Source organism: Cryobacterium sp. PH29-G1, assembly GCF_030063365.1.
Classification (GTDB): domain Bacteria; phylum Actinomycetota; class Actinomycetes; order Actinomycetales; family Microbacteriaceae; genus Cryobacterium.
Window position 1 is genome coordinate 180613 of sequence record NZ_JASISY010000002.1, and the last position, 26314, is coordinate 206926.

Below are 26314 nucleotides of genomic sequence, written 5' to 3' on the forward strand. Positions count from 1 at the left end.
CGCTGTGCCCTCGGCCGCCCAGTTTGTACTCGGAAGCCCCAACGCGACCATTTTTCGATAGCTGAATCACCTGCAAGGACATATTTATGCATTACCGTGACATTTCTCGACCAACGTGTGCTTTCGGGGCGGTGCTCTGTGGATAACACCGGACACGTCGCCACCGCGCCAGACGCGTCCGGGGCGCTGCCACCACTATCGCGGCGCGATATGCGCGCGTTGGAAAACAGGCTGCGCACGACACGATCCGCCAAGACTGAATCCGCTGCACCGCCGGCGCGCACGGTCACCCGACCGGTTTCAGTACGCAAACGCGCAGGGGGCGTTGGCGCCATGGCCATGATCGCCCTCTTCGCGGTCAGCACGTCTGTGCCCGCACTGGCCATCGTGTCCGAAACGCCAGAAGCTGACGCAACCGTCGCCGCCGCCGAGGTGGACCACTCACAAAGCGTGACGGCCGCCAGCACAACATCCGTTCCCTTTCAGCGCGACGGATACGCCATCACGGAGGCACCCGAGCCGGCGTCGTACACCGAAACTGCCAGCAACGGTAAATGGGCCAGCCTCAGTGCCGGCCAGCTCAGCGACCAAGGCTGGGCGCTCCCTGTTTTGGGACGGATATCGAGCCCGTTCGGTTCTCGCCCGGACAAGCCCGTTGGCGGTGTGGGCGATTTCCACAACGGCACCGACATCGCCGCGCCCTGCGGCCAGCCCGTGTTCGCCGCAAACGGGGGAAAGGTCATCGACTCGGGATACCAGGGCTCGTATGGCAATTGGATTCTTATCGACCACGGGAACGGTGTCGAGACCGGTTATGCCCACAGCAGCCAGCTCCTCGTTGACGTTGGTCAGGTCGTCACAGCGGGCGAAGTCATTGCCGTCGTGGGTACAACGGGTTCGTCGACTGGCTGCCACGTGCATTTTGAAGCCCGCGTCGACGGTGAAATTGTCGATGCAGAACCCTTCATGAACGCTCGGGGCGTTTCGCTGGGCTAGGCGAACTCGGTGTCTCCACTGTCGGTGGAGCCCGCAACCCGGAACGTCCCTACGCCGCGTGAGTCCGGGCACGGACAGTCAGAACCTGCGCTAGCACGATCGCTGCGGCGACCGCTGTGGCGACGATGACGGTGAGGAGGTCGTTTTGTACTTTCAGGACGGTGAAAGGAATGAGGATCGCGAGGTCGAGGGCTATCGTGAGGGTCGGGATCCAGGGATTCGCATCGATTTTTGTGCGTAGGTGCCGGATTACGCCCCACTGCGCGGCCATGTCCATGGCGAGGTAGAGGAACGCCCCCATCGAGGCAATTTGGCTGAGATCCAAAAACGCTGTGGCGACGATGGCGAGGCCAGCGGTGATGATCATCGGCTGATGTGTAACCCGGTCCGGCAGCGACGGCGCCTGCCGCATGTCCTGCAACATCGCGTAGAGACGTGACACGGAGTACAGGCTCGCGAGAAGACCGGAAAGTGTGGCGACAACGGCGATCGCGACGGTGATCCCGACACCCCAAGCGCCGAAAAGCGGCTCGGCTGCTTGAGCGAGTGCGTAGTCGCGGGCGCCAACGGCGCCTTTCGCGCCGATACTGGACTCAACTGACACCGTAATCAATAGGTACAGCACCGTGCAGATGAGAAGAGAAATGACGATTGACCGCGCGATGTTCTTTTTCGGGTCTTGGATGTCATCACCCTGGTTGGTGATCGTCGTGAAGCCCTTGTAGGCGAGTACGCACAGCGTCGTCCCGGCCAGTAGGCCGACGACATCCAACGAGTCACCCGAGGCTTTGGCGAAGAACCCGTTGCCGGATACGGCGGTTCCGAGTAGTCCGGCGATCGCGAGGACACCGATACCGAGAATCTTCAGCACCGCTGTCGTGGTTGCCGAGCTTTCGACGAGTTTGTTGCCGAGAAGGTTCACCACGGCCGCTAAGACGATCGCGGCGACACCCAGGACAGGAACGAGAATGACGGAGTTTTGCAGGCCGAATGGACGCATCAGGTAGGTGCCGAAGGTGCGTGCCAGGAGGCTCTCGGCGATGACCATCGACACATACATGAAGAGCGAGAATGAGCCCGCAGCCACGCCCGGACCGTAGGCGTCTTTCAAGAGCATCGCGATACCACCGGAAGAGGGGTTCACGCTGGAGTAACGAACGTACGAGTACGAGCTGACGCCGGCCACGATCGCGCCCAAAAGGAAAGCAATCGGGAACCAATCGCCGGCAAACCCTGCTACCTGACCGACGAGAGCGAAGATCCCCGCGCCAATCATCACTCCGGTGCCGAGCGATATCGAGCCGGCTAATGTGATCTTGTCGGTGCGGTTAGCCATGGATCCTGACCTCCGTGCGCGCTGTGCTACTGCTCGTGGTAATGATACTCAACACGGAGCCTTCGCGATGGTCATGGCGAAGTTCGGCACCCCGTCGAGCATCATGCTCGTATATGTGAGGGTATCCTCCAAGACGATCGGAGTCCCGTCCACGATGAGAGCCACGCCACCGATAGCGAGAATATTGAGCCCGGTGGCGCTCACGATGATGTCAGCCTTGTTGAGGCATCACCCGCAGGATCGGCGGGCCCGTCGAGCCGGGTACCCAGAGCAGCGAGGATGCGTGCGACATCCATGGCGATGGCGGCCGCGGCACCCATCGCCGTCGCAGGCGCAGAGTCCCGTCGTTCGTCCAGCTCGGTCATCAGCGACGCCGACGCATCGACGGCAGCGGAATACGCCGACGGTTGCTGCGTCTCCGCATCCCACTCGCGGAGCAGGACCGCCACCGCGTCGAGGGCAACGCTCAACGACGGACGCAACTCCGGTCTCAGCTCGACGTTGATCGGGGTTCCCCACACCGCACCGGCGAGTACATCCGTGAGATCCCGCACATGAAAGGTGACGGTTTCGAGGGCAGCCAAGTCTGCGTAATCAGCATTCAGGTCTCGGCGATGGATTCGGGCGCGCGGATTGACTTTACGACTGTCGTCGGCGTGATGCAACGCGGCGCGCACGTCGCGGGAAACACCGACGAGGGCGTCATTGCGGGATGCCCATCCATCCCGCTCCGGCGGCCAGCTCTCGGCCAGAGCTTCAGCGATCTCGAGCAGATGATCTGCCAATACCGAGCGATAGTTCGAGAGTTGCCGGCCCACTGCGTCGAAGCTGAGCGTGGGAAAAACCAGCATGTTGATTAAAAGCCCGATCACGATACCGAGGCTGATTTGCTCTAGGTACCCGATCGAATAGGAGTCGGCATTCGGGCCACCGACGATGAGCACGAACAGGGCCGTGACCGGAATGAATTCGCGGTTCGCGCCAAACCACCCGGTGGCAGCGATGAGCGCACCGACGCCGACGGCGAGTGAGATGGTCCATACATTGGGGTCGCTGAGTAGGAGCACTGCCGCCGCGAGGAGAATGCCGATCGCAAGACTTCCGAGGGTCTGCAGGGCATTCCTCACCGAGCCCATGAGTGTGGGGTACATGCTCACGAGGGCGCCGAGCGGTGCATAGTAAGGGTAGTTGTCGGCCACCCCCGGCAGATACGGCGCGACGGACCAGGCGATGCCGACGGCGACGGCGGCTTTGGCCGCCTGGAGGCTGCGCGCCCGGGTGATCTGCGATTTCATTCGCCACGCGGTTCTTTTCACCGGTGTGAGGAAGATGCTTGTCATTGACTTCCAATTTGCTCGTCGAGCCCGACGGGAATCGCTCGTTGTATCGCCACCGTTGTTGGAGTCACGCCGCGTGCCGCAGCGTCTGCACGTCACCAAAACTGAGCGATACTACGCTAGCGCACCATGCGTTTCAGACAGAACCGTGTCGCTGCACGAATGACCGAAATCTCAAGCAGGATCGAGCCCAGACTTCAGTGGCTCTCCCATCTTTCGAGACCGGTGGATAGTGATTCTGACCGCCGATCGGGCTCGCGACCACAGCACGTCGAGTGCTCTTATGGGAGTACCGCAAAAATGCCGCGGGCGCCCTTCTCGGCATCCGACATGATGTGGCTAACGAAGGGATAATGGCCGGCTTCGGTGAAGGTGAGCTCAACGAAACCACCCTGGGCGACGGCCAGATCGAGTACCTGGGACCCGCCAGTTGACGTGCTGCCGCCGTCTTTGAGCGAGTAGTCACCCTCTTTGAAGACGGTGTGAAATTGGCCTCCGACAATATGGAAGGCACTGGCCACGTTGGGTCCGGCATCCAGCACCCAGACACGCACGGTCTCGCCCACCGTTGCCGCGAGCGGACGAGCGGCGTACTGGTTGGCGTACCCGTTGAAGATGACCAGATCGGGGGTCTGCGTCGCCACCTTGAGGTCGTCGACCTCACCACCCTGCGCACCGAGATAAAGCTCGGACTGCACCACGAGGTACTCCCGGTCCACCGTTGCAAGACCTGGCGGGTCGATGATGACGGCACCGAACATGCCATTGGCAATATGCACCGACATCGGCATAGTCGAGCAGTGGTAGAGCCAAATGCCGGATCGTGTGGCGGTAAACGTGTAGATGAGACTCTCGCCAGGCTGAATCGTGCGCATCACATCGTCCGGGCTCACGTCGCCGGCGTGGAAATCAACGGAATGACCCATCGTGCCCTCGTTCACGAGGGTGATCTCGAAGACGTCGCCTACCGAGCCGCGCAGGGTGGGACCGGGCGCGGTGCCGTTGAAGGTCCACAACATTTGCACGACTCCAGGTGCTACCTCGGTCTCGACATTACGCACGACCAGGGTGCTGCGATGTACCGTGGCGGATGTCGCGGCGGGCAAGGCCGCATCTCGAGCCGTGAAGGCAGAATCGGGCTCGGCCATCGGGTCGAAGTCATCGGCGGCTGAGCGTATTCCAGTCTCAGACTGATCGGCGTGAGCGGAATCGGCAGCGGTGCCGACCGCGATGATGCTGATCGTCATGCCGAGCAGCCGGTGCCCGGCAATGGAGCACCAGCCATTCAGGTCGGCGTCGATCATGCCGAGTGGCACGGTTTCGGACGCGCCCGGTTCGAGCGATCCCGACATCATGCCACTCTCAAAAACCAGATTATGCACCATGTCATCGCCGTTAGTGAGGGCGATCACGAGCGTGTCACCCACCGGAACCTCTATGCGGTCCGGAACGAACCGCATATTCACCATGGTCACCGCCACCGAAGTGGTGTGTCCGGTCGCTACCGCGCCTTCAGCGGATGCACCGGCCTGGGCTGACACCGTGCCAAGGCCAACCGAGGCAGGGTCGGCGACAATCCCCACGGTTACCGTGAGCAGCAGTGCGGCCGCGGCCACGAGCATGCGCCCGGTCTGGCGGGGCGAGGTTGTCGGAGCCGCTCGCTCCCCCGGGGTGATGCGCACGATTGGCAGTGCCCGCACCCGCCGGTTTTCGCGCAGGGCCCGGATAAAGAACACTAGGAAGCTGGCCAGTGTGCCCACAATCAGCGCCGAGAGCACCACGGTCAGGCTGCTGGAGACCGGCAGCAACGTCAGGACGAGTGCGCCATTGACGACCGCCACCCGGAACAGGCCGCCGCGGTCTAGTTCATTCGCGGTTGCTTTGAGTGCAGCCGGGCCGCCGCCAAGCACCACGGGCACGAGGTGGCTCAGGGCTCCGAGGAGAATTTGCGCGGCGAACCCGATAGCGAAGTACGGCACGAGCATCTCAACGGCCGCGGCCGCGGCGGTCCAGCTCGGAGCAAAGGCCACCTGCAGGCCAAAGCCGAGGGTGCAGGTGGCGAACCAGACAAGCGCCGCACCCAGGCTCCAGGCCGGAAAGCTGACGGCGGGCGCGCGACGCAGATGGGCGACCGCCTCCCCCAACACCAGACCGAGGCCTACCAGGTAGGTGAGTACGCCCAGAGCTGCAATCAATCGCAGATCGACCAGGCAGCCAAGCGAGAGCAGGCCAAGTCCGCCCACGAGCACGGTAAGGGTATGCCCGGCCGCCTTCGTTCGACCCTGCGCCTGGGTGTGCAGAACAGTGGGCCAGAGCAGTGCGACGGTGCCGATCACGGTCAGCCCCACCCAACCGAGCAGGTTGAGACCGAGGTGCCCGATAAATAGGCGTTCGTAACCTTCGCCGCCGCCGCTAAGCCCAGCCATCAGTATGCCCAGGGTTACCCCGACCACGAGCGTCAGGGCGCTGGCCACGTAGTAGCGTACGAGCGGGGCGAACCGGCCGGGCAGCGCGCCGCGGGACTGGCCGACGATCACGATAGCGTGGGCCAGGGCGTTCAGTCCCACCAGAATGCCGCCGACGAGTACCAGCTGATACGCGTCGATGACCATTCCGGTCATCACCAGCGCGGCACCCAGAGTGTGCACGCTCAGGCGCAACCCCAGCGATAGGCGGTGGCCGAGTGCCTTCCGTCGCAGCAGCGTGTCGGCGAAGTGCTGGCTCCAAATCAGGATGGCGGTACTCACCGCTCCGAGCAGCAACAGGTGTACCAAGAGCCAGCCCGACGACGGAATGAAGCGGTGCAGGAGTGTGAAGATCAACGCGGCGGCCAGCCACGCGGGCACCAGGATTCCAGACGTAATGTGCCAGAGCCGGTCTTTCATGTGCGCGCACGTTGTAACACCGGCACCGCGGTTGCGAGCAGCACCGACATGACCGCGATCACCATGAATAGCAGGACCGCGACGATGTTGAACACTCCGCCCCATTGCACGATGGCCGGCCAGCCATAAGCGTCACCGACAAGTACCCGCGCGAGGAGTGAAACGTGCAGCAAGGCCGCGGGCACATACATGACCGGTCGGTAAGGCAGCGGCCGGCGCAGTACGGCCGGCAGGATGGTGGGGGCATGTGCCATGATCATCGAAATCACGAATCCGAGAAATGCCGCATGCATCATGGCGTCATAGGCAGGGCCGGAATAGACGGGACCCCTGAGCAGCCAGATACCGCCGACCACAACGAGCCAACCGTAGCCGGCCAGCAGGCACCATGCCATGTAGCGGGGCAGGCCGGCAGAACGAACCGTGCGTGTTGCGATGTCATGCCGGAACAACCACGCCACCAGCGCCAGTATGCCGACGCCCAACACGCGATAGCCGACCACCGGCCAGACCAGAGCCGCGACTGAGCCGAAGCCGAGGGCCAGGCTGATGGCCAGCATCCATTGTTCGGCGCGCGGGTCGACGGTTGGCGAGATACGCGACAGTTCGAGGCGTTCGCCGGCGATCGTGAGCACCAGAACAAGGATGAGGAGCGGGGCCAGCTGTGGGATGCCGATACCGCGCAACCAGAACACCGTGGACATCAGCCCAAGCAGGGCTCCGAGCACCTGGACCGCGATGGATACCGCGGCCTGTTTGCGCCAGATTTCCGCGTAGATGATCAGCAGCACCAGGCTGCCGGCAACAAAAGCGGCCTGGCCAACGACTACCGGCAGCGGCGAGATGAGCGCGAGAGCGCCACCGCCGAGCAATCCGGGCGCCAGATACGCCCAACGTCGACGCACGGCCACAGCGCGCTCGAGAACAACCACGGTGCCCACGAAACCGAACACCATGAGTGGGCCGTGCACGGCGGTCAGTCTGCTGCTGTCGACCGGTGCGCCCAGGCCGAGCAGCGCTAGGGCACCGTCGAGCCCGGCGAGGAGGGCGAAGCCTGCCAGCAGCAGAAAAACTATTCGCCCCGTGACCTGGGGCTTGGCGACAGGACTGCCGCCTCGCGCGGCGCGGCCGGTGCGGCGGATGGGACTCAGCGTAGACATCGCGGGTGGCCCTCAGATAACGTGCGTGTCGGCTAGTTTGCGCGGGTAAGGCGGATAGTCCAGGTTTCGGGCCCGTTCTCGCGGTAGGAGATGACAAAGTCGCCGGGACGGCTGCTTTCGAGCTGCGCCAGCAGCGGCAGCGGGTTGTGCGAAGCGATGAGATCGAGGGCGAAACCGGGCTGAATGGCGCTGAGCGCCCCGAAAATCGTGGCGTGCCGGATTGCATGCGGAATGGGGCGTGAGTCGAGGACGATGTTCTCGGTGTCCTCGTGGCCACACGCACAAGCGTGCGGATTGGAAGGCTCACCGGTGGGTGCTTCGACGGGGGTTCCGGCGTCTACAGCACCGGGACGGCTGGGCGATATGGTGATCGGTTCGGCGGTCATGGTTCTCTCCTCGGTGCTTGGTTCGAATGGCACTATAGATTTATATTAGAGGATACAGCTGCTTTTAAATGCGTTCGTCCGATCGGGAAAGCTAAATGATGGCAATCGGGCAGGCGATTTGGGTGAGGAACCGCAGTAGGCGGTGCCAGGTCGGCCTACCGTGATGACAAAGTCATAAAGTTGTTGGCATGACATTCGTCGCTCGCGCGTCATCGAATAGTGCCCGGTCGATCGTGACTCTCACGGTCAACCCGGCCCTCGACATCAGCACGTCGACGTCCCGAGTGATGAGCGAACACAAGCTGCGCTGCGGTCCGAGCCGGATCGATCCGGGCGGCGGCGGCGTGAACGTGGCGCGTACCATCCATCGCCTCGGCGGGGACGTGCTGGCCATCTACGCCGCGGGCGGGCTCACCGGTGCCACCTATCGCCAGTTGCTCGAGGCGGAGGGTGTGCCGACCCTCGCCATTCCCATCGCGGGAACGACACGGGAGAGCTTCACCATTGACGAGACAGATTCCGGTGAACAATTTCGTTTCGTGCTTCAGGGTCCGGAGCTTTCGGAGGCCGAGTGGACGAGGTGCCTCACGACGGTGGAAGCGGCTATTGCACCGGGAGGGTACGTCGTGGCCAGTGGCAGCCTGCCTCCCGGGGTGCCGACGGATTTCTACGCGCGGGTGGCACGGTTGGCGCACCAGCACGGTGCACGTTCGATCGTGGATGCCTCGGGCGAAGCGCTCCAGGCGGCGCTCGCCGAGGGTGTGTATCTGGTCAAGGCGAGCCGACGCGAGCTGAGCGAGTTCACCGGCAGGGAATTGGCCAACGAACAGAAAGAGGTAGACGCGGCAACCGAGTTGGTTGCCCGTGGGGCCGCGGAGCTCGTGGCCTTGACTCTCGGCCAAGCGGGCGCCGTGCTCGCGTCTGCCTCCGGGGCCATCCGCTTGCCGGTGCCCAGGGTGCGCGTGCAGAGCGTGGTCGGTGCGGGTGATGGTTTTCTTGGTGCGTTCGTCTGGCGCCTGTCGCAGGGCCAGAGACCGGAGGTGGCGTTTCGTTCCGCCGTCGCGGCCGGTAGTGCAACGGCTGCCAAACCCGCCACCGACATGTGCACCCGCGCCGACGTCGAGGCGCTCGAACGTCTTCTCCCCGCGGCCACGCGCTACTGAACCCGGTGCGGAGCATCGACCGGAAACAGCGCCGGACGGTTCGCCGCAGTAGTGCCATTGGTCCCTAGCCGGGTGGCCGGCAGGCCCATAGCGTTGAAGGAACGAGAGCGACAGTTCCAACAACGGTGTGGAGGTAGCGGTATGGATCAGCATCACGTGGTGTGGTTCGAGAACGTCGGCATGGGGGACGTTCCCATCGTTGGTGGTAAAAATGCGTCGTTGGGGGAAATGGTTCGCACCCTCGACAGCCAGGGCGTGCGGGTTCCACCGGGCTTCGCCACCACGGCTGATGCCTATCGGTCATTCGTTGATGCGAACCGGATCGCTCCGGCCGCCCGCGAGTGGCTTGAGCGTTTCCACGCGGGGCAAGCGAGCTTGCGCGAGACGGGGGATGCGATCCGCGAGTTGTTTCTCGGCAGCCAATTTCCCGAAGACATTGCCGAGGCCATCCGCTCGTCGTATCGGAGCCTCGGCGAGAGGTCGGGCGAGAAGAACCCTGCGGTGGCGGTGCGTAGCAGTGCCACCGCCGAGGACTTGCCGGATGCGAGTTTTGCGGGACAACAGGAGACCTTCCTGAACGTTGTGGGCGAACGGGACCTGCTGGATGCCTGCCGCCGCTGCTACGCCTCGCTCTTCACCGACCGCGCAATCAGCTATCGGGAAGTGAAGGGCTTCGACCACCTGGATGCGGCGCTGTCGATCGGGATCCAGCGCATGGTGCGATCCGATGTCGGCGGTTCTGGCGTGATGTTCTCCATCGATACCGATAGCGGGTTTCCCCGTGTAGCCGTGATCAGTGCGGCCTGGGGACTGGGCGAAACCGTTGTGCAGGGAACAGTGAACCCCGATAAGTACCTCGTCTTCAAACCACTACTGGAGATGCCCGAGTACTCACCAATCATTGAAAAGACACTGGGTGCCAAGTCACGCAAGATGATCTACAGCAAGGGCGGCAGCGCACGCACGCACATGATGGACACCTCCGTGCGCGAACAGCAATCCTTTGTTCTGACGGACCCTGAGATTCTTCAGTTGGCACGGTGGGCAGTCATCGTCGAGGCGCACTACGGTCGCCCGATGGATATGGAGTGGGCCAAAGACGGATTGAGCGGTGAACTCTTCATGGTTCAGGCTCGCCCCGAAACCGTGCAGGCCCGAAAGACTGGTACACGGTTCGTCACTCACCACCTCACCCAGCAGGGAACTGTATTGCTCTCCGGCGCTGCCATCGGTGACGCGATTGCCACCGGCTCCGCGTGCGTGATCCGCGATCCGGCCGACATCGAGAGCTTTCGAGACGGAGCGATCCTGGTTACCGAAATGACCGACCCGGACTGGGTACCGATCATGACGCGCGCCGCGGGAATCGTCACCGACCACGGCGGCCCCACCAGCCACGCCGCCATCGTCAGCCGCGAACTCGGCATTCCGGCAGTCGTCGGTACCAGCACCGCGACCGAGGTGTTGAAAGAGGGGCAAGAGATCACTTTGTCGTGCGCGGAGGGTGACCAGGGCCATATCTACGATGGCACCCTCACTTTCGAGACCGAGGAGACCGACCTGGGAACGCTGCCGGAAACGCGTACGGCAGTCATGGTGAACATCGCGAGTCCCGCGGCGGCTTTTCAGTGGTGGCGGTTGCCCGCTGCCGGCGTCGGCCTCGCCCGCATGGAGTTCATCATCAATAACCTGATCCAGATTCACCCGATGGCGTTGGTGCATCCCGAACGGGTAACCAGTAAGAAGGAGCTGCGGCAGATCCGCACTCTCACACGTGGCTATGACGATCCAAAAGACTTCTTCGTCGATACTCTGGCGCTGGGGATCGCCAAGCTGGCTGCGCCGTACCACCCGCATCCGGTAATCGTACGGCTGAGCGACTTCAAGACCAATGAATATGCGCACCTGCTCGGCGGCAGTGCTTTTGAGCACTCGGAGGAGAATCCCATGCTGGGGTTCCGGGGAGCGTCCCGCTATTACAGCCCGCGATATCGCGAAGGATTCGAGCTCGAATGCCGGGCGCTCAAACGGGTGCGCGAACAGATCGGTTTCACCAACATCATCATCATGGTGCCCTTCTGCCGCACACCGGCCGAGGCCGACCTCGTCTTGGCCGTGATGGCCGAAAACGGATTGGTACGCGGCGAAAACGGGCTTGAGGTGTACATGATGTGCGAGATCCCCTCCAATGTGATTCTTGCCAAGGAGTTCGCGACCAGGTTTGACGGCTTCTCGATTGGTTCCAACGACCTGACCCAGCTCGTGCTCGGCGTCGATCGTGACTCCGAGGACCTGGCGGCGCTCTTTGACGAGCGCGATGACGCGGTCAAGCTCATGATCAGCGAAGCCATCCAGAAGGCGCACGCCGCCAACATCAAGATCGGTATCTGCGGTCAGGGCCCCAGCAACTACCCCGATTTCGCCGCCTTCCTCGTCGGAGAAGGGATCGATTCCATTTCCCTCAACCCCGACAGCTTCATGAAGACCGTGCGGCACATCGCGGCGGCCGAGTCGACGGCATAATCGCGCTCCCCCACGAACACCGTCGGGAGCGCAATCGCAACCGCTCCCGACGCTCGTGGCGTCCCCCGATCTTGTCTCTTACCCGGTGGGCGTGCTCGTTGCCGACGCCGCACCGAGGCGTTCGCGATGTGCGGCCACAGTGAAAAGCGGATGCCGCCACTCACTCGCGCCGTGCATGGCGAGTTCGGCGACAGCTCGCCCGTAGACGGGAGCGAACTTGAACCCGTTTCCGCTCATGCCCGTGGCCACCGTGATCAGTCCGTCTGCGACGGTGTCGATGATCGGCATTTTCGACGCGGTCTGCGAATCAGCGTGCAGAGACCAGCGCACCGGCTCCGGAACGAGATCGGGCATGAGCCGCGCCGCCTGGGCGCCTACCCAACGCAGCTGTTCCCGCGACAGGGTGGATGCGCGTTGGGCATAGTCGGCGACTTCATCGAAGACGAGGTGCGGGCAGATCTTGATGCTGTACCCGTCCAGAGTCGGTACACCGAAGGCGTGCAGGTCTCCCAGGTCTCGCATGAAGCCGGGAAGCTTGTCGGGGGTGAACATTTCGATGTGCCGCGGCATGAGCCAGGTGAGCGCGTAAGTGCTCACGGTCACAAGATCGCGAAGTTCCGGTAGAACCCGGGTGGTCCACGGGCCGGCCGTGATGATGACTCGCTTGGCGTGAACCTCGCCCCGTGACGTGTGGATGCGCACGCCTCCGTCCACGACGTCGATGCCGGTGACTTCGGTGTTGTACGACACTTGGGCGCCGAGCTTTACTGCACGCTCCGTGGCGGCTAAGACTGCCGCTTCGGGGCGCAGTGCGCCGCCGAGCTGGTCAAGAACGCCGATGTCGTTGTCCTCCACGGCGAACTGTGGAAAACGGGACCGCAATTCTTCAGCGTCGAGGCGATCGTGCGGAAGGTCGAAATCCTGCATCGCGGTGAGGGTCGCAGCCAGATCGGGGTGGTCGTCGGGGCCGACGCTCAAGGCGCCGGTCTCCAGGAGCAACTCACGGCCGCTCGCCTGCCCGAGCGCTTTCCACATCCGCCGCGCTTCAAGCAGGGCCGGTGTGTACAGCTGCCCTTCTTTGGCTGCAACCCGGAATAGCCGCGACTCCCCCGCATATGCGCCGTTGGCGTGCACCGGGCCGAACTGCTCGATGCCGAGCACGCTCTGACCGTCGGCCTCCGCGGCCTGCCAGAGTGCCATGGAACCCATCGTGCCCAAACCGATCACAACGATGTCGATCATTTCAGCGTCTTCTCTCATATTCGTCATGCCAGTGCCGGTGAGTCCCAGAGATTGAGCGTCACCCCGATGCCGTTTGCAATGGCATTGCGGTAGACAGTGGTTCCCCAGGCGACGTCTTCGACGGGTAGGCCGCCGACCGACAGCACGATGATCTCGTCGTCCGTGCGGCGGCCGGGAGTTGCGCCGGTCACGATCGCGCCGAGATCTTCCAGATCCTCAGCGCGCAACCGGCCCTCGGCTACCAGATCCATGTACTTGCAGCCGATAATCGGGATGGCTGCGTGGGCGGGTACCGGCACTTCGGAAGCCCAGGCCTCGTAAAGTCCGGGACTGTCGAGTACCTTGCGCACATCGGGGGCGTCCATACCGTCATCGGTGTTGCAGGCCGCCGGCATACTCAGGAACGCTCCGGGTTTGACCCAGTCTCGCTGCACAGTGGGGTACGTCGCGGGGTCTCCCACCTCACTCGAGGAGCAAATGGTCACAATATCACTGCCACGCACGGCCTCTTCGACCGTATCCACCTCGATGACCGTGGTGATCGAGGGATGCGCATTCCGCAGCCACTCCAGAAACTGGTCCAGGCTGGCCCGGCTGCGGCCTTTGACCTTCACGGTGTCAATGCCCGGCCGCGCCACGAGAAACGCCGACAGTGAGGTACGAGCCATGACGCCGGGACCGACGATGCCGACAACGCGGGCATCCGCTCGAGCGAGGTGTCGGGCGCCCACTCCGGGAACAGATCCGGTGCGGTAGGCAGAGAGGAGATTAGCCGACATGAGCGCGAGCGGCGCGCCGGTCTCGGTGTCGTTCAGGATGAACATAAGGATCGATCGCGGCAGACCACGGTCACGGTTGGCGATATTCGACCCGTACCATTTCATGCCGGTCGTGCCGAAACGACCGCCCAGGTATGCCGGCATCGCCATGAACCGGCGATCGGTTGTGGGCAGCGGCATCCCGGGGAACGGTGAGGATTCAGGAAACGTGATCATAGCCCCGTGGGAGTCGCTGTTGGACCCGGCCATGCGGTAGTCGCCCGCGTACAGCAGTGCGAACATATCCTCCATCGCATCGACACAGGCACCCATGTCGGTCACTCCCGCTCGAATCATGTCGGGTTCGGACAGGTAAATGAAGTCGATCTTGGCGCTAGCCGTTCCGATTGCTGTATCTGCGAGCGATGTCATGATTATCTCCAGAGGCTGATCTTTTTTATACGGGCGTAGAAATAAGAATGGGGTATCGGTGCGGCAAAGGGAAGGCTGACGCCCAAAGCTGAACGATTTTTTTACGCAGCGTTAACAATCCGGGCGCGCTTCGGCCACACGTACGAATCCCGCTGGATCAATCCGCCGCATGGCGACGACTCGATCAGGCGGCGTCGCCATCCGACAGCGAGGAATACGCACGGACGACGGGTTGCCGCAGAATAATTTTCAGCTTCTCCGGCGCGGTGCGTCGTGGATCGCTGAGGTAGATCTCGTGGTGTTTGCCGGCCATGTTCAGCGAGTGGGCCGGGATGAAGTCAGTGTGCATCGCGGCAAGAACTGGGCCTTCGTCATCGTACGGACCGATGTGGAGAGTCTGCACGGCAAGGCCCTCGTCGAGTGTCTCAAACCGCAGCGCTTCGAGTGGCATCACGGTGTAGTCGCGGTCGAGTTCACTTTTACTGAAGAACTTCAGCCCGTAGGCGATGGGATAAATCGTCTCCAGTGCCGCCTTGTACACCTGGGACGTGTTGGGGTCGCCGTGGCCATCGATCATGAGGAACTGGGTCGATTGCAATATTTATACCCGACGCTCGGCATGCGCCGGTTATCCGAAACGAACGCGGGCCGCCCGAATCAGGCCCCACCCTTCTCTCAGCCTGACGACAGCATCCTGATAAGGATGCCCCGCATGCTTGTGAAAACACGGCGCACATTGCGCATAAGACGGAAGGTACCACCATGAAGAAGAAACTGATCGCCGGAGCAGCGGGCGTGGCTTTAGTCTCCGGCCTCGGACTGGGTGTGGCCCAGACCGCCCAAGCCGCTCAGGAGCAAACTCCCACCGTTAGCGCCAGTGCATCCGGTACGTCCGGCGACGAGACCACAAGCACGGGTCGTCACGAGGGCCGAGGTCATGGTCCTCGCGGTATGGGATCAGGCGCCGCAGCGCTGGCCACCGCGCTGCGACTGCCCGAGGCCACCCTCTCCGATGCCTTAACCGCAGTGCGTGATCAAAAGAAATCCATCACCCGTCCTGCCGCCGACGCCACGCAGGCGGAGCGAGACGCCGCGAAGGATGCCCGCCAAGCAGCGCTTGCCACGGCGCTGGCCGCTGAGCTGCACGTTGACGCAGCCACGGTAACCTCGGCGATGACTGAAATCCAGATCGAGAACCGGGCAGAAGAAGCCGCCGAGAGAAAGGCCGCGCTCGCCCAGGCCGTCACCGACGAGACCCTGACCCAAGCAGAGGCTGACGCTGTGCAAAAGGCCATGGATGCCCACATTATCGCCACCCGTGACCAAGCCGTCACGGACGGGACCCTGACCCAGGCGGAGGCAGCTGCCGTGCAAACGGCCATCGATACCCACGTTATCGGTTCCCGTGACGGAGGTCACGGCCGACGCTGACGACGACGGTGTACGGGCCGGCAACCGTGCAGTGCAGGCCCGTACACCTGTCCCGCGCCCCACGTGAATGGGTTGAATCCGCCGCGCAGCATGGTTCGCATGGTCGCCCCGAGACTAACCGACCGCTGGCCGTCGCGAACGTGCCACGACGGCACCTGCTACCTCCGAGATGGCGCTCTACCGCCGGTTTGAGAAGTCGATGAACCCCGGTACCTTTGAGGAGCGGCTGAATGGTTCGGCGGCGTGCTCAGGGGGAGGACGTGGTTGTGGATCCACTCGCTTCGAACGATGCAAAGATGACTCTGGAACTAACGAGTGGCGGGCTTCTCCACCTGCGTTGGTTCCACGGAGTCGACATTCTGGTCGACGACGCCCGAGCCGCCATGGCTGAAGTCAATGACCTCTGCCAGCAAGAGCGGTATCCCATGCTCGTCGACATGGCAACAGTTGATTCGGTCAGCCGAGAGGCCAGGGCCGTTTGGTCCATCCCGTGCAGCGCCTCGCGTATTGCTCTGTTGGGCAAGTCTCCAGTTGACCGGGTCCTGGCTAATTTCTTCCTCGGTGTGCATGTCCCGCCGTGTCCCACACGCTTTTTCACGTCGCGCACTGAGGCCATGGACTGGCTGAGCGCCGGTGCCTGAGCGCCCGAAAGCAGTGCCTGCCACCTTGGGCGCTGAGCCCAGAATTCAGCCGGGTCAGGCACGGGGCGGACTTTCTGTGGGTTACCGAAATGGATTTTATGACTTCGGTCGGTGACGTCAGAGACCCTCGCCTGGAGCAGCTCGTCGAGGGCATCGTCAGGTTGGCTGCCGGCGAGCTCGACGCACGCATGGAACCGTCGGAGCGGAGGGATGACATTGATGCTGTCATCACAGGAGTCAACCTGCTTGCGGAGGAACTTGAGTACGTGTACTCGAACTTCGAACAGCAAGTTGCCGACCGTACCGCCATGCTGCGGCAAACGCAGGCTGAGCTGGAACAGATGGCCAAGACGGATTCCCTCACAGGTTTGGCAAATAGAACCCTGCTCGGTGAGCGAATCCAGGAGGCAATCCGGGACAGCACCGAACATGGAAAAGCCCCGGCTGTGCTGGTATTGGATCTGGATTCTTTCAAGGCCATCAATGACACTCTCGGCCATGGTGCCGGTGACGTCGTGTTAGTCGAAGTTGCCAAGCGTCTCCGGTGCGCTGTGCGCTCTGGCGATACCGTTGCACGTTTGGGCGGGGATGAATTTGCCCTCGTCATCACCGAGTCCACGAAGGACGAGATCTTGCAAATTGCGCAACGGGTTTCCGAGCAGTTGCAGGACAGCGTGGATGTCGGAGCCGAAACGGTCTGGGCGATGTCCAGCATCGGGGTTTGCATTGGCGAATCGGGGCAACCGGCCGAAACGTTATTGCGCGATGCTGACATCGCCATGTATCAGGCGAAAGCGCAGGGTCGCAATAATGTCCAGCTCTTCCGCCCCGACATGCTCGACGCTATTCGGGATCGATCACGCATAGTTGCGGATCTGCGGAACGCTGTTGCCGGCGGCGAACTGGCACTGCACTACCAGCCGGTGGTCGAACTAGCCTCGGGCACGGTTATCGGCGTCGAAGCGCTCCTTCGGTGGCATCACCCCGTGCGCGGAACCGTTCTGCCGGACAGCTTCATTCACATCGCGGAAGAATCTGGTCTGATTATGGAGATCGGGCGGTGGGTGCTTCATGAAGGAATTGCCCAGATCCAGCGCTGGCACGAAACCGCAGCCGACCTGACGGACTTTGTACTGCACATCAATCTTTCCGCCGCCGAACTTCTTCGCAGCGATCTCCTGGAGGATGTCCGGATTACTCTGGAAAGGCACCAGGTGGCTCCGCGGCGTTTGGTTTTAGAGATCACCGAGACCCTGTTGATGTCTAGGGGAACAACCGAAGAGCACGTTCTGAGCGGACTGCGCGACATGGGCGTCGAGGTGCAAATTGATGACTTCGGTACCGGATATTCGTCGATCAGCTATCTCCGTTCGCTTCCTGCCGACACCGCAAAGGTCGACCGTACCTTGATTCAGGACATCGTCACGGACCCGCAGCAACAGAAATTCGTTGCTGCAGTACTTCAATTGATCTCTGCTGCGGGCCTAAAAGCAATCGTGGAAGGCATCGAAAACTCGGAACAGTCGGCCCAACTGCAGGCCATGGGTTGCCTCTACGGCCAAGGCTATTTCTATGGCCGCCCGCTACCGCCCGCGGAGGTATTGGATCGTATTCGGGGTCTTGACCCGCGCCACTAGAATTGGACCATGTCTAAGCTTTGGGGGCGGATACTGCTTGTCCCGTCGGTAGTTCGCTTCGCTTCCCGCGCACCTAAGGACCCCCTAGCCGGGTGGGAAGGGTATTGGCGGGGAATCCACGCCACCGGCTACTCGGGAGACGTGCTGTGGGATTCCGGATCCCGAACCGAATTCGCACAGTATTCCGACATGCTCGGAACTCACTTTGATCCGGCCCTTCCTGCGATTGACGTGGGGTGCGGCAACGGAACCTATACCCGCTGGCTCGCTGGCTTATTTCCACGCGTGCTCGGCATCGACGTTTCTGCCGGCGCCGTCGAATTGGCCCGCAGCGAAGCTGAAGGTATCGACAACATCGATTTTCTTGCGATCAATGCGGCCGAAGCTGGCGCGGGAGAGCGCCTCTGGGAGCGGATGGGGCCCGCCAACGTCTTCGTGCGTGGAGTCTTTCATGTTCTGAAACCCGACAAGCAAGCTCACCTGGCTACCAACCTGCGAACAATCGTCGGAGATAGCGGCCGAGTGTTTCTCACTGAAACCAACTTTCGAGGTACCAGCCTCGCCTATATGCAGCAGCTGGGCGCCACTCGACAGTCCATGCCTCGGCAGCTGCAGAGCGCCTTGGAAAATCTGCCCCGCCCCGGACATTTCGGCGCCGACGAACGGCACAGAACATTTTCCGATGCGGATTGGCGGTTAATCACGGAAGGCCCGGTAGACATCGAAGTGGTCCCGATGGATCGAACCGGTCGCTCACAGCAGGTTCCGGGGTATTTTGCGGTCCTGGCCGGCTCCTAAACCGCACCCACCGGTCAGATCCGCGTGCTGCGGCGCGGCGAGAGAGTTGACCCGGCGCTGCTGGCTGGCGTCGTCGGGGTCGAGCGTGTGCCATCGACGCTCATCGACCTAGCGCCAGGTGGTTGGACCCGCAGAACCCGCTCGGTAGCTGTCCAGTGGCACCGCGTTTTTGCGCCAGGCAGAAAGGATTGGAGCGACGATTCGCCAGCATTCCTCGACCACATCGGCGCGCACCGACAGGGTGGGATCGTCAGAGAGAACACCGTGCAACACCTCGCCGTAGGGACCGAGTTCTCCTTGGGCAAAGTTCACGTTAAGACTGACACGCTCCAGGGTGAAAGGATCGTCTTCGCCGTTGATGTTCAGGTCGAGTTCGATGGCATCCGGGCTGAGCGAGATGGTCAGCCGGGCAGGCCCAGGATTACCGGTTAGGCCGTACGGGCGGTGCAGCACGTCTTTGAAAGTCACCACGATCTGCTGACTCTTTTTGGCAATCGCCTTTCCCGACCGGAGTCGGAACGGAACTCCGGCCCAGCGCGAATTCTCAACTCCGACAGTCACCTCCGCGAGCGTTTCGGTTTCGAGATCCGGATCCACGCCGTGTTCTATCACGTAGGCCGGAAGTTTTCGCCCGTCGATGGTGCCGCCGGTGTAGCGAGCACGGCGGCCGGCGGCGGCCGGGTGGGCTTGCCAGGAGTGCGTGGCGCGTAAAACCTGGGCCATGGCACCACGCAGGTCGTCGGCGTCGAGACTGGACGGGGGCTCCATAGCCGTGAGCGCCAACACGAGAAGCAAGTGACTCTGGATCATGTCCACGAGGGCACCGGCCTTGTCGTAATACCCGGCGCGTCCATCAAGGCCCAGGGTCTCGTCGAAGACGATGTCAACTCGCTCGATGTGCTCTGCGCTCCAGACCTGCTCGAACATGCGATTGGCGAATCGGAGACCGAGCAGATTGAGCACCGTCGACTTTCCGAGAAAATGGTCAACGCGATGGATGTGTTCTTCGGGCAGGAGCTTCACGAGCTGTCGGTTGAGCGCTCGAGCACTGCGCAGGTCGGTGCCGAATGGTTTCTCCAGCCCCAGCACGATGCCCTTGGGCAGATCGACTTTTTGCAGTGCGGCGATCGAGAGAATCGTCACGTGCGGTGGCAGCGCGAAGTAGAGTGCCGGGGCGCCCGTGGCGGCAGCAAGAATTCGGGTGAGGTCGGCCGGGTTCGTGACGTCGGCTTGGAGGTAGACCGATTTCTTGGCGACGGATGTTGCCCGGGCGCTCGTGGATTCTGCCGCTGCGAAAGACTCGATCACTCGGGTACGCCACTCGGCACGCGTCATCGGTTCGAATCCCACACCGATCAGGTGCAGGTCATACCCCCGAGCGCTGCTGAGCAACTCGCCCAAGCCCGGGAGCAGCAATCTCTGGGTGAGGTCCCCACCAGCTCCGAAGATGACGAGCGTTCCGATCTGGTCAGTCATGAGCACAGATTACCCCCGAAAGTTCCGGCGCGATGGCTCGGTGCATCGAAGCGAATCACTGCGGTTTCACTGGCGTTCAATTTCTGCAGTGCAGGCGCTTGCGACCGCATCGCGGCGGGTGTTCAATATCAAACAGTTGCGCGGCTGCACTACCACCGCGCTACATCGTCGATTCCAGAAGGAGAGGGGCCCTAACGTGACCGAGACGCTCCCCCATACGCCACCGACTCTTCCGGGATCCGACCCGGCCGTCGCCCCTTCCGCCCGTCGCAAGGGCAACCTCCTGGTCATGACGATCACGTCAACTGACCATAAGGTGATCGGCTATATGTACCTGATCACCTCATTTTTGTACTTCTGCCTGGGCGGGATCATGGCGCTCATCATGCGCGCGCAGCTGTTTGCTCCGGGCCTGGAGGTGGTGGGCACCAAAGAGCAATACAACCAGCTGTTCACGATGCACGGCACGATAATGTTGCTCATGTTCGCCACGCCATTATTTTTCGGGTTCGCGAATTTTCTGGTTCCGCTCCAGATCGGTGCACCCGACGTGGCGTTCCCTCGTCTCAACGCTTTGGCCTACTGGTTCTTCAACTTCGGCAGCCTCATCGCCGTGGCGGGCTTCCTGACCCCGCAGGGGGCAGCATCCTTTGGCTGGTTCGCTTACCAGCCGCTCGCGAGCACGACCTTCTCGCCGGGGGTCGGTGGAAACTTGTGGATGGTGGGGCTCGGTCTCTCCGGGTTCGGCACCATTCTCGGTTCCGTCAACTTCATCACGACCATCATCACCATGCGCGCCCCGGGCATGACGATGTGGCGGATGCCCATTTTCACCTGGAACTCGCTTCTCACCGCTTTGCTGGCTCTGATGGTGTTCCCGGTTCTCGCCGCAGCCATGCTGGCAGCTGCGTCTGACCGAATCTTCGGTTCGCACATCTACGACGCCGCCACCGGTGGCGCCATACTTTGGGAGCACTTGTTCTGGTTCTTCGGGCACCCCGAGGTATACATCATTGCGTTGCCGTTCTTCGGCATCGTTTCGGAAGTGTTTCCCGTCTTCAGCCGCAAACCACTCTTTGGGTACAAGACGCTTATCTACGCAACCATTTCAATCGCCGCTCTCTCCGTGTCCGTCTGGGCGCACCATATGTATGCCACGGGTTCTGTGCTGCTGCCGTTCTTCTCGCTGATGAGCATGCTCATCGCCGTGCCGACGGGCGTGAAGATCTTCAACTGGATCGGCACCATGTGGCGAGGGTCCGTCACCTTCGAAACCCCCATGATCTGGGCCATCGGCTTTCTGATCACGTTCACCTTTGGTGGTCTGACCGGGGTTATCCTCGCCTCGCCCCCACTTGACTTTCACGTCACTGACACCTACTTCGTGGTGGCCCACTTCCACTACGTCGTGTTCGGTACCGTGGTCTTCGCCATGTTCAGTGGTTTCTACTTCTGGTGGCCCAAGTGGACCGGAAAGATGCTCAACGAGAGCCTCGGCAAGTGGCACTTCTGGTTACTCTTCATCGGCTTCCACACCACCTTCCTCATTCAGCACTGGCTGGGCGTCATGGGCATGCCGCGTCGGTACGCCACCTACTCACCGGAAGACGGCTTCACCTGGATGAATCAGGTGTCGACCGTCGGCGCCATGATCCTCGGTGTGTCCATGATTCCGTTCTTCCTCAACGTCTACATCACGGCGCGCACAGCACCAAAGGTCACCGTCGATGACCCGTGGGGTTATGGTTCTTCACTCGAATGGGCCACGTCGTGCCCGCCGCCGCGCCACAATTTCACATCCATACCGCGCATCCATTCTGAGCGTCCGGCATTCGACCTGAATCACCCCGAGGCCTCCGTGCCGATCGCGCAGCTTACTTGGACTCGGCGATCTGCTTGATTGCGGCGAGCGTTTTGGGAATGCCGTCGTGCGCCTGCCGGGTGCGATCAGTGATTTGAACCCTTGCCTGGTCACCGAATTTCTCTTCAAACATGGCTATTCCGCCCGGGAGAAATTCCCAGTACTCACTGAGGACAGTCCCGGTATCTGCAGGGCTGAGGGTGAAACCCCAACGAACCAGATCTCCTCCGACCACCCAGCCGAACTGGCGGCCGTCGGCCACCTCAACCTGCGACCGGGTCTCCCAGGTGCGGTGCGGGAGTTCGTTGCGCCCGGTAAACCACGCACCGACCTGACCAGCTGTGGCTTCGTCGTCCCACCAGCAGGTCGTACAGACGGGACTCCACTCGCCGGTTCGGGTGATATCGGAGACCATGTCGTAGAGCGTTTCGGCTGACGCCGCGACCGTGACGGACTCCTGGTGGCTGCGACTGTTCAGCTCACTCATTTTTGTGCTCACGGATCGGTCATTTTTCTGGCGTCGGCTGCCGCCATGCCAGTCTTCCTGAACACCGACGGTGTCGGCGTCGATACCGAAGGCTGCGAGTTGAGGCTGCTCCCGCAAGCTCCGTTTGAGCTCGGCGAAACCGGGGAAGCGCGCGAGCCCGACCACGTGGTCCCACAGCTCTGCGGCCTCGTCGTCGCGTGGCAGCCGGGTGATGACAGGCCCGAAGAAGGCCACACCGGCCGGTGGTTCGAAATGGATGATAGGTGTACCTACGTCCTTACCCGTCAGCGCGAGCGCTTCATCAGTCTCCTGCTGAATTTCACGGTCCCAGGACTCGTCGTCGAGAGCGTCGGCCAGCGAGAGGGGCAGGCCGGCCTCGGCGAGGATCGGCTCGACGAACTCACGCGTTCCGCGTCGCTCGCGCAGCATGGTCTCGGTGCCGGCCTGATCCGGCGCGACCTCGAAAATGTGTGCTCCGAACGCCGCGTACAACCGGGCTATCGACGCCCGGCCATGCTCCGCACGGGCCCGGGCAGCCACGCGCAGAAGCCGAAGCCCGGCAGTGTGTCCGGCCTCGTACTCAGGCGGAAAATGTGCGTCGTAATCGACCTCGGCGTTGATCAATCGCAGCGAGATGAACCGCCAGTCCACGGTATATTCGCGCTGCGCTTGCACCTGCCGCACCCATTTACTCGTCATCCAGGCGAAAGGGCAGACCGGGTCGAAGTAGAAGTTGATGTCGGCATCCATGAGTCCACCCTAAACGACGTCGTCACCCGCCATGGAGACGGCGAGCGCCTCGCGAATGCACCCGACTTGCGGTGCTCGACGCCGTTCCAACGTTTCGACGTCGCTCGCGGATCTCCTGACACGGCCAGCGGGCGCCTGCCGATTGCAAAAAAACAATCGAACAGGCGCCAGCGTATTCTGCCGAAGATTCAGGCCCGGAGCAGGACCTTGCCCACCCGCCCGGCCGTATCGCTGGCCGTAACCGCTGTGCTGATGTCATCAAGGTTGAGAGTTGCCGCGACCGGCAAGGTCAGCGTTCCATCAAGAACGCGGCCCATCAGCTCCTGGAAAAGCTGCCCCTTGAGATTTGCGGGCATCTCGCGGCTGACGACGCTGCCCCAGAAGCCCCTGACCGTGGCCTGCTTGAAAATGACGTCGCCGGAGGCGAGCTGGAGAGTGGGTGATGCCATCGCACCGAAGACTACGAGGGTGCCGTTTGTCGCCAGAGTGGCTAGCACGTCACCCGCTGAGGTTCCGCCGACGGAATCGATGCCCACGTGGATGGGCGCGCCGCCGGTGATCTCGGCGACCTTGCCGCGCCAGTCGTCGGTATCGGTGGCGACGACGCGTTCAACGCCCTGAGCGCGGAGTTCTTCGACACCCGCCGTTCGACGGACCAGCCCGACGACATTGATGCCACGTGCCGCGCCCAGCTGGGCGACCATCCGGCCTACAGCGCCGTTGGCCGCGTTCTGGATTAGCCAGTCACCCTCGTGGAGGTTGAGTGAGTGCAGGAGGCTGATGGCGCTGAACGGCATGGACACCAGCTGCGCGGCTGATTCGTCGGTCAGCGCATCCGGCACCGGGATCAGGCCCGCCGCGTCGGCCACAAAGTACTCGGCCCAAACACCGAACGTTCCGCCCGTGGCGACCCGTTGGCCGACCTTGAGCTGATCGACGCCGTTGCCGAGCGCATCGACGATACCGACGGCCTCGGTTCCGGCCAAGGCCGGCAGGTCGGGTTTGAAACCGTAGGTGCCACGAATAGTCCACAGATCATGGTTGTGAATGGCGGAGAGGAGCATGCGCACGCGAACCTGGCCGGGGCCGGGCTGCGGGAGGGGACGTTCCTCGACCCTGAGAACGACTCGAGGGTCGCCGAATTCATGATGGACGAGGGCACGCATCGTATCGTTCGTCATTGCCTAATCCCCCGAAACCGTGATGATGACATCGATGTTGCCGCGAGTCGCGTTGGAGTACGGGCACACTTGGTGGGCCGCATCCGCGAGCGACTGCGCCTGGTCTGGCTCGATCCCGGGCAATACGACTTCCAGCAGTACGGAGAGCTGATAGCCGCCCTCGCCGTTCGAACTGATCTGCACCTGGCTGCCGACCGAGGAGTCTGAGAGCTTCACTTTCTGGCTGCGGGCAACGGATTGCAGAGCCGAGTGGAAGCACGCGGCGTACCCGGCAGCGAAGAGCTGTTCAGGATTCGTGCCGATGCCTGAGCCTCCCATCTCTTTTGGGACGGCCAGGTCGAGAGCGAACGAGTCGTCACTGGTGGCGACCCGCCCATCCCGGCCAGCGCCCGTTGAGAGTGCTTCTGCGGTGTAGAGAGCTGTCATCAGTGTGTTTCTGCTTTCGTTTCGGTGTCGTGGACCGTGTGCTGTGTGCTCACGGCATGCATCGTTTCGGTGAGGTGCTGGAGTGTTTTGATGAGCGCGGCGGCGGCTTGGCTGTCGGGCAGCCCCGTGCCGGCGGCGATCGTGGACGGGATGTGGGCCAGTTCGGTGCGGAGCTCACGACCGCGATCATCGATTGTCACGGTTACGACGCGCTCGTCGGTGTGACGGCGTTCGCGACGGACCAAGCCCGCATGCTCCATCCGGCGAAGCAACGGTGAGAGAGTGCCAGAATCCAGTTGCAGATGCTCGCCCAGCGAGGAAACCGTCTGGTCTCCCTCGATCCACAGCGTCACCAGCACGAGGTATTGCGGATACGTCAGCTTCCATGGTTCGAGCAGGGAACGGTACGCCTGTGTCGTGGCGCGAGCAGCGGCGTACAGGGAGAAACAAACCATTTCATCGGTTACGGACATAAGAGAATGATTGCACGCAATTTAGTTGTGCGCAACCTAGTGCCGTTGAAACCGGCGCTCTTTTGCGGTGGACGACCGCATTCCGCGTGACGACGCCGAGGAGCTACCGCGCACTGGCCGCGACGCGCTTGCGGTTTCGCAGAGAATGAAGGCCGAACAGCAGCGCCAGGGCAAGCGCTGCGGCGAGAACGAACCAGAGATCGCTGATCGCGGACGTCTGAGTGGTCACCCACGATTCGGCGCGATACTGCGCGCCGATCGTGAAGAAACCGCCCAGGGACGCCGTACCGTCACTGGCCAGCAATAAAATGCCCACGCCGACGGACAACAGGCCCGAGACGATCATCACCCACGTGTTCCGGTAGCGACCGATCTGCACTGCACGTGGACGTGCCAACGCGCGCCAACGACCGCCCGTTCGCTGCCAAAGTGCGGCCAGTACGAAGAGTGGAATAACCATTCCCACGCCGTACAGCGCGAGCATGATTCCGCCGTAGACGGGACTACCGCCAAGGGCTGCCACCATCAAAACCGACCCGAGAACCGGTCCGGCGCAAACTCCGGCTACCGCGTACACGGTCCCCAGCACGAAGACCGACACGGCCGAGGTTCGGTCGGCGGCGCTCTCGGTGCGTGACAGGCCGGGAATAGGCACGCCGAGCAGCTGAACAAGGCCGGCGAGGATCACCACGAGAGCTGCAGTGGTGACCAGTACACCGCGATGCTCACTGACCAGTGATCCGAGCGCTCCGGAGAACACCCCGAGTGGTACCAGGGCGGTGATCAAGCCCAGGTAGAAGATTCCGGTGCGGCCGATGAGCTTTGCGGGAGAACCGAATGCATACGAGAAAAAGGCCGGCAGGAGCATTACCGAGCACGGGCTCAGTAGGGAAATGACGCCGCCGAGCAGCGCGCCGGTGAAACCGAGATCCACG

General features: G+C 62.3%; 23 protein-coding genes. 8 read left to right on the forward strand and 15 right to left on the reverse strand.

Going from position 1 to position 26314, the window contains the following annotated elements; translation table 11 throughout:
• Positions 1-138 precede the first annotated feature (138 nt).
• Positions 139-996, forward strand: coding sequence for a M23 family metallopeptidase (locus QMK22_RS03240; protein WP_283496198.1), 858 nt, complete (start codon positions 139-141; stop codon positions 994-996).
• Positions 997-1045: 49 nt separating this feature from the next.
• Here QMK22_RS03240 and QMK22_RS03245 read toward each other — a convergent pair whose 3' ends face one another.
• The 6 genes from QMK22_RS03245 to QMK22_RS03270 form a co-directional block, all read right to left on the reverse strand.
• On the reverse strand, positions 1046-2332 hold the full coding sequence (locus QMK22_RS03245; RefSeq protein WP_283496199.1) for an APC family permease: 1287 nt from the start codon (positions 2330-2332) through the stop codon (positions 1046-1048).
• A gap of 48 nt (positions 2333-2380) precedes the next feature.
• Positions 2381-2536, reverse strand: a complete 156-nt coding sequence (locus tag QMK22_RS03250) for a hypothetical protein (protein WP_283496200.1) — start codon at positions 2534-2536, stop codon at positions 2381-2383.
• Entirely contained in the window at positions 2533-3627 is a 1095-nt protein-coding gene (locus QMK22_RS03255) for an FUSC family protein (protein WP_283496201.1), read from the reverse strand. The genes QMK22_RS03250 and QMK22_RS03255 overlap by 4 nt, the downstream gene beginning before the upstream one ends.
• A 323-nt stretch (positions 3628-3950) precedes the next feature.
• Positions 3951-6554, reverse strand: a complete 2604-nt coding sequence (locus QMK22_RS03260; RefSeq protein WP_283496202.1) for a multicopper oxidase domain-containing protein — start codon at positions 6552-6554, stop codon at positions 3951-3953.
• The gene (locus tag QMK22_RS03265; protein ID WP_283496203.1) at positions 6551-7714 is read right to left on the reverse strand and encodes a DUF8744 domain-containing protein; all 1164 of its coding nucleotides are present in this window, start codon (positions 7712-7714) and stop codon (positions 6551-6553) included. The genes QMK22_RS03260 and QMK22_RS03265 overlap by 4 nt, the downstream gene beginning before the upstream one ends.
• 32 nt (positions 7715-7746) lie before the next feature.
• Positions 7747-8100: a DUF2249 domain-containing protein gene (locus QMK22_RS03270; protein ID WP_283496204.1), complete on the reverse strand. Its 354-nt coding sequence runs from the start codon at positions 8098-8100 to the stop codon at positions 7747-7749.
• A gap of 188 nt (positions 8101-8288) precedes the next feature.
• Here QMK22_RS03270 and QMK22_RS03275 point away from each other — a divergent pair, with 188 nt between their 5' ends.
• Both QMK22_RS03275 and ppsA read left to right on the forward strand, forming a co-directional pair.
• Positions 8289-9263: a 1-phosphofructokinase family hexose kinase gene (locus QMK22_RS03275; RefSeq protein WP_283496205.1), complete on the forward strand. Its 975-nt coding sequence runs from the start codon at positions 8289-8291 to the stop codon at positions 9261-9263.
• Positions 9264-9404: 141 nt separating this feature from the next.
• On the forward strand, positions 9405-11786 hold the full coding sequence (gene ppsA, locus QMK22_RS03280; RefSeq protein WP_283496206.1) for a phosphoenolpyruvate synthase: 2382 nt from the start codon (positions 9405-9407) through the stop codon (positions 11784-11786).
• A 78-nt stretch (positions 11787-11864) separates the two neighbouring features.
• Here the strand turns inward: ppsA and solA are convergent, their stop codons facing one another.
• The 3 genes from solA to QMK22_RS03295 form a co-directional block, all read right to left on the reverse strand.
• Positions 11865-13055: an N-methyl-L-tryptophan oxidase gene (gene solA, locus QMK22_RS03285; RefSeq protein ID WP_283496207.1), complete on the reverse strand. Its 1191-nt coding sequence runs from the start codon at positions 13053-13055 to the stop codon at positions 11865-11867.
• Entirely contained in the window at positions 13052-14218 is a 1167-nt protein-coding gene (locus tag QMK22_RS03290; protein WP_283496208.1) for an ornithine cyclodeaminase family protein, read from the reverse strand. The genes solA and QMK22_RS03290 overlap by 4 nt, the downstream gene beginning before the upstream one ends.
• A gap of 184 nt (positions 14219-14402) precedes the next feature.
• Positions 14403-14795: a GyrI-like domain-containing protein gene (locus QMK22_RS03295; protein WP_283496460.1), complete on the reverse strand. Its 393-nt coding sequence runs from the start codon at positions 14793-14795 to the stop codon at positions 14403-14405.
• Positions 14796-14980: 185 nt separating this feature from the next.
• Here QMK22_RS03295 and QMK22_RS03300 point away from each other — a divergent pair, with 185 nt between their 5' ends.
• The 4 genes from QMK22_RS03300 (at position 14981) to QMK22_RS03315 (ending at position 18725) form a co-directional block, all read left to right on the forward strand.
• Positions 14981-15649, forward strand: a complete 669-nt coding sequence (locus QMK22_RS03300) for a hypothetical protein (protein ID WP_283496209.1) — start codon at positions 14981-14983, stop codon at positions 15647-15649.
• A 296-nt stretch (positions 15650-15945) separates the two neighbouring features.
• Positions 15946-16290, forward strand: coding sequence for a DUF7793 family protein (locus QMK22_RS03305; RefSeq protein WP_283496210.1), 345 nt, complete (start codon positions 15946-15948; stop codon positions 16288-16290).
• 98 nt (positions 16291-16388) lie between these two features.
• On the forward strand, positions 16389-17927 hold the full coding sequence (locus QMK22_RS03310) for a putative bifunctional diguanylate cyclase/phosphodiesterase (RefSeq protein WP_283496211.1): 1539 nt from the start codon (positions 16389-16391) through the stop codon (positions 17925-17927).
• A 9-nt stretch (positions 17928-17936) separates the two neighbouring features.
• A complete protein-coding gene (locus QMK22_RS03315; RefSeq protein WP_283496212.1) occupies positions 17937-18725 on the forward strand; it encodes a class I SAM-dependent methyltransferase in 789 nt (262 codons plus the stop codon).
• Positions 18726-18833: 108 nt separating this feature from the next.
• Here the strand turns inward: QMK22_RS03315 and QMK22_RS03320 are convergent, their stop codons facing one another.
• Positions 18834-20201: a glucose-6-phosphate dehydrogenase gene (locus QMK22_RS03320; RefSeq protein ID WP_283496213.1), complete on the reverse strand. Its 1368-nt coding sequence runs from the start codon at positions 20199-20201 to the stop codon at positions 18834-18836.
• A 196-nt stretch (positions 20202-20397) separates the two neighbouring features.
• Here QMK22_RS03320 and ctaD point away from each other — a divergent pair, with 196 nt between their 5' ends.
• On the forward strand, positions 20398-22101 hold the full coding sequence (ctaD, locus tag QMK22_RS03325; protein ID WP_502856945.1) for an aa3-type cytochrome oxidase subunit I: 1704 nt from the start codon (positions 20398-20400) through the stop codon (positions 22099-22101).
• Here the strand turns inward: ctaD and QMK22_RS03330 are convergent.
• From QMK22_RS03330 to QMK22_RS03350, 5 genes are all read right to left on the reverse strand, one after another.
• Positions 22076-23299: a mycothiol-dependent nitroreductase Rv2466c family protein gene (locus QMK22_RS03330; RefSeq protein WP_283496214.1), complete on the reverse strand. Its 1224-nt coding sequence runs from the start codon at positions 23297-23299 to the stop codon at positions 22076-22078. The genes ctaD and QMK22_RS03330 overlap by 26 nt on opposite strands.
• A gap of 188 nt (positions 23300-23487) precedes the next feature.
• Positions 23488-24465, reverse strand: coding sequence for a zinc-binding dehydrogenase (locus QMK22_RS03335; protein ID WP_283496462.1), 978 nt, complete (start codon positions 24463-24465; stop codon positions 23488-23490).
• An 18-nt stretch (positions 24466-24483) separates the two neighbouring features.
• A complete protein-coding gene (locus QMK22_RS03340) occupies positions 24484-24906 on the reverse strand; it encodes an organic hydroperoxide resistance protein (RefSeq protein WP_283496215.1) in 423 nt (140 codons plus the stop codon).
• A complete protein-coding gene (locus tag QMK22_RS03345) occupies positions 24906-25379 on the reverse strand; it encodes a MarR family winged helix-turn-helix transcriptional regulator (RefSeq protein WP_283496216.1) in 474 nt (157 codons plus the stop codon). Before QMK22_RS03345 ends, QMK22_RS03340 begins: the two co-directional genes overlap by 1 nt.
• Before the next feature lie 103 nt (positions 25380-25482).
• A complete protein-coding gene (locus tag QMK22_RS03350) occupies positions 25483-26313 on the reverse strand; it encodes a cytochrome c biogenesis CcdA family protein (protein WP_283496217.1) in 831 nt (276 codons plus the stop codon).
• Position 26314 lies beyond the last annotated feature (1 nt).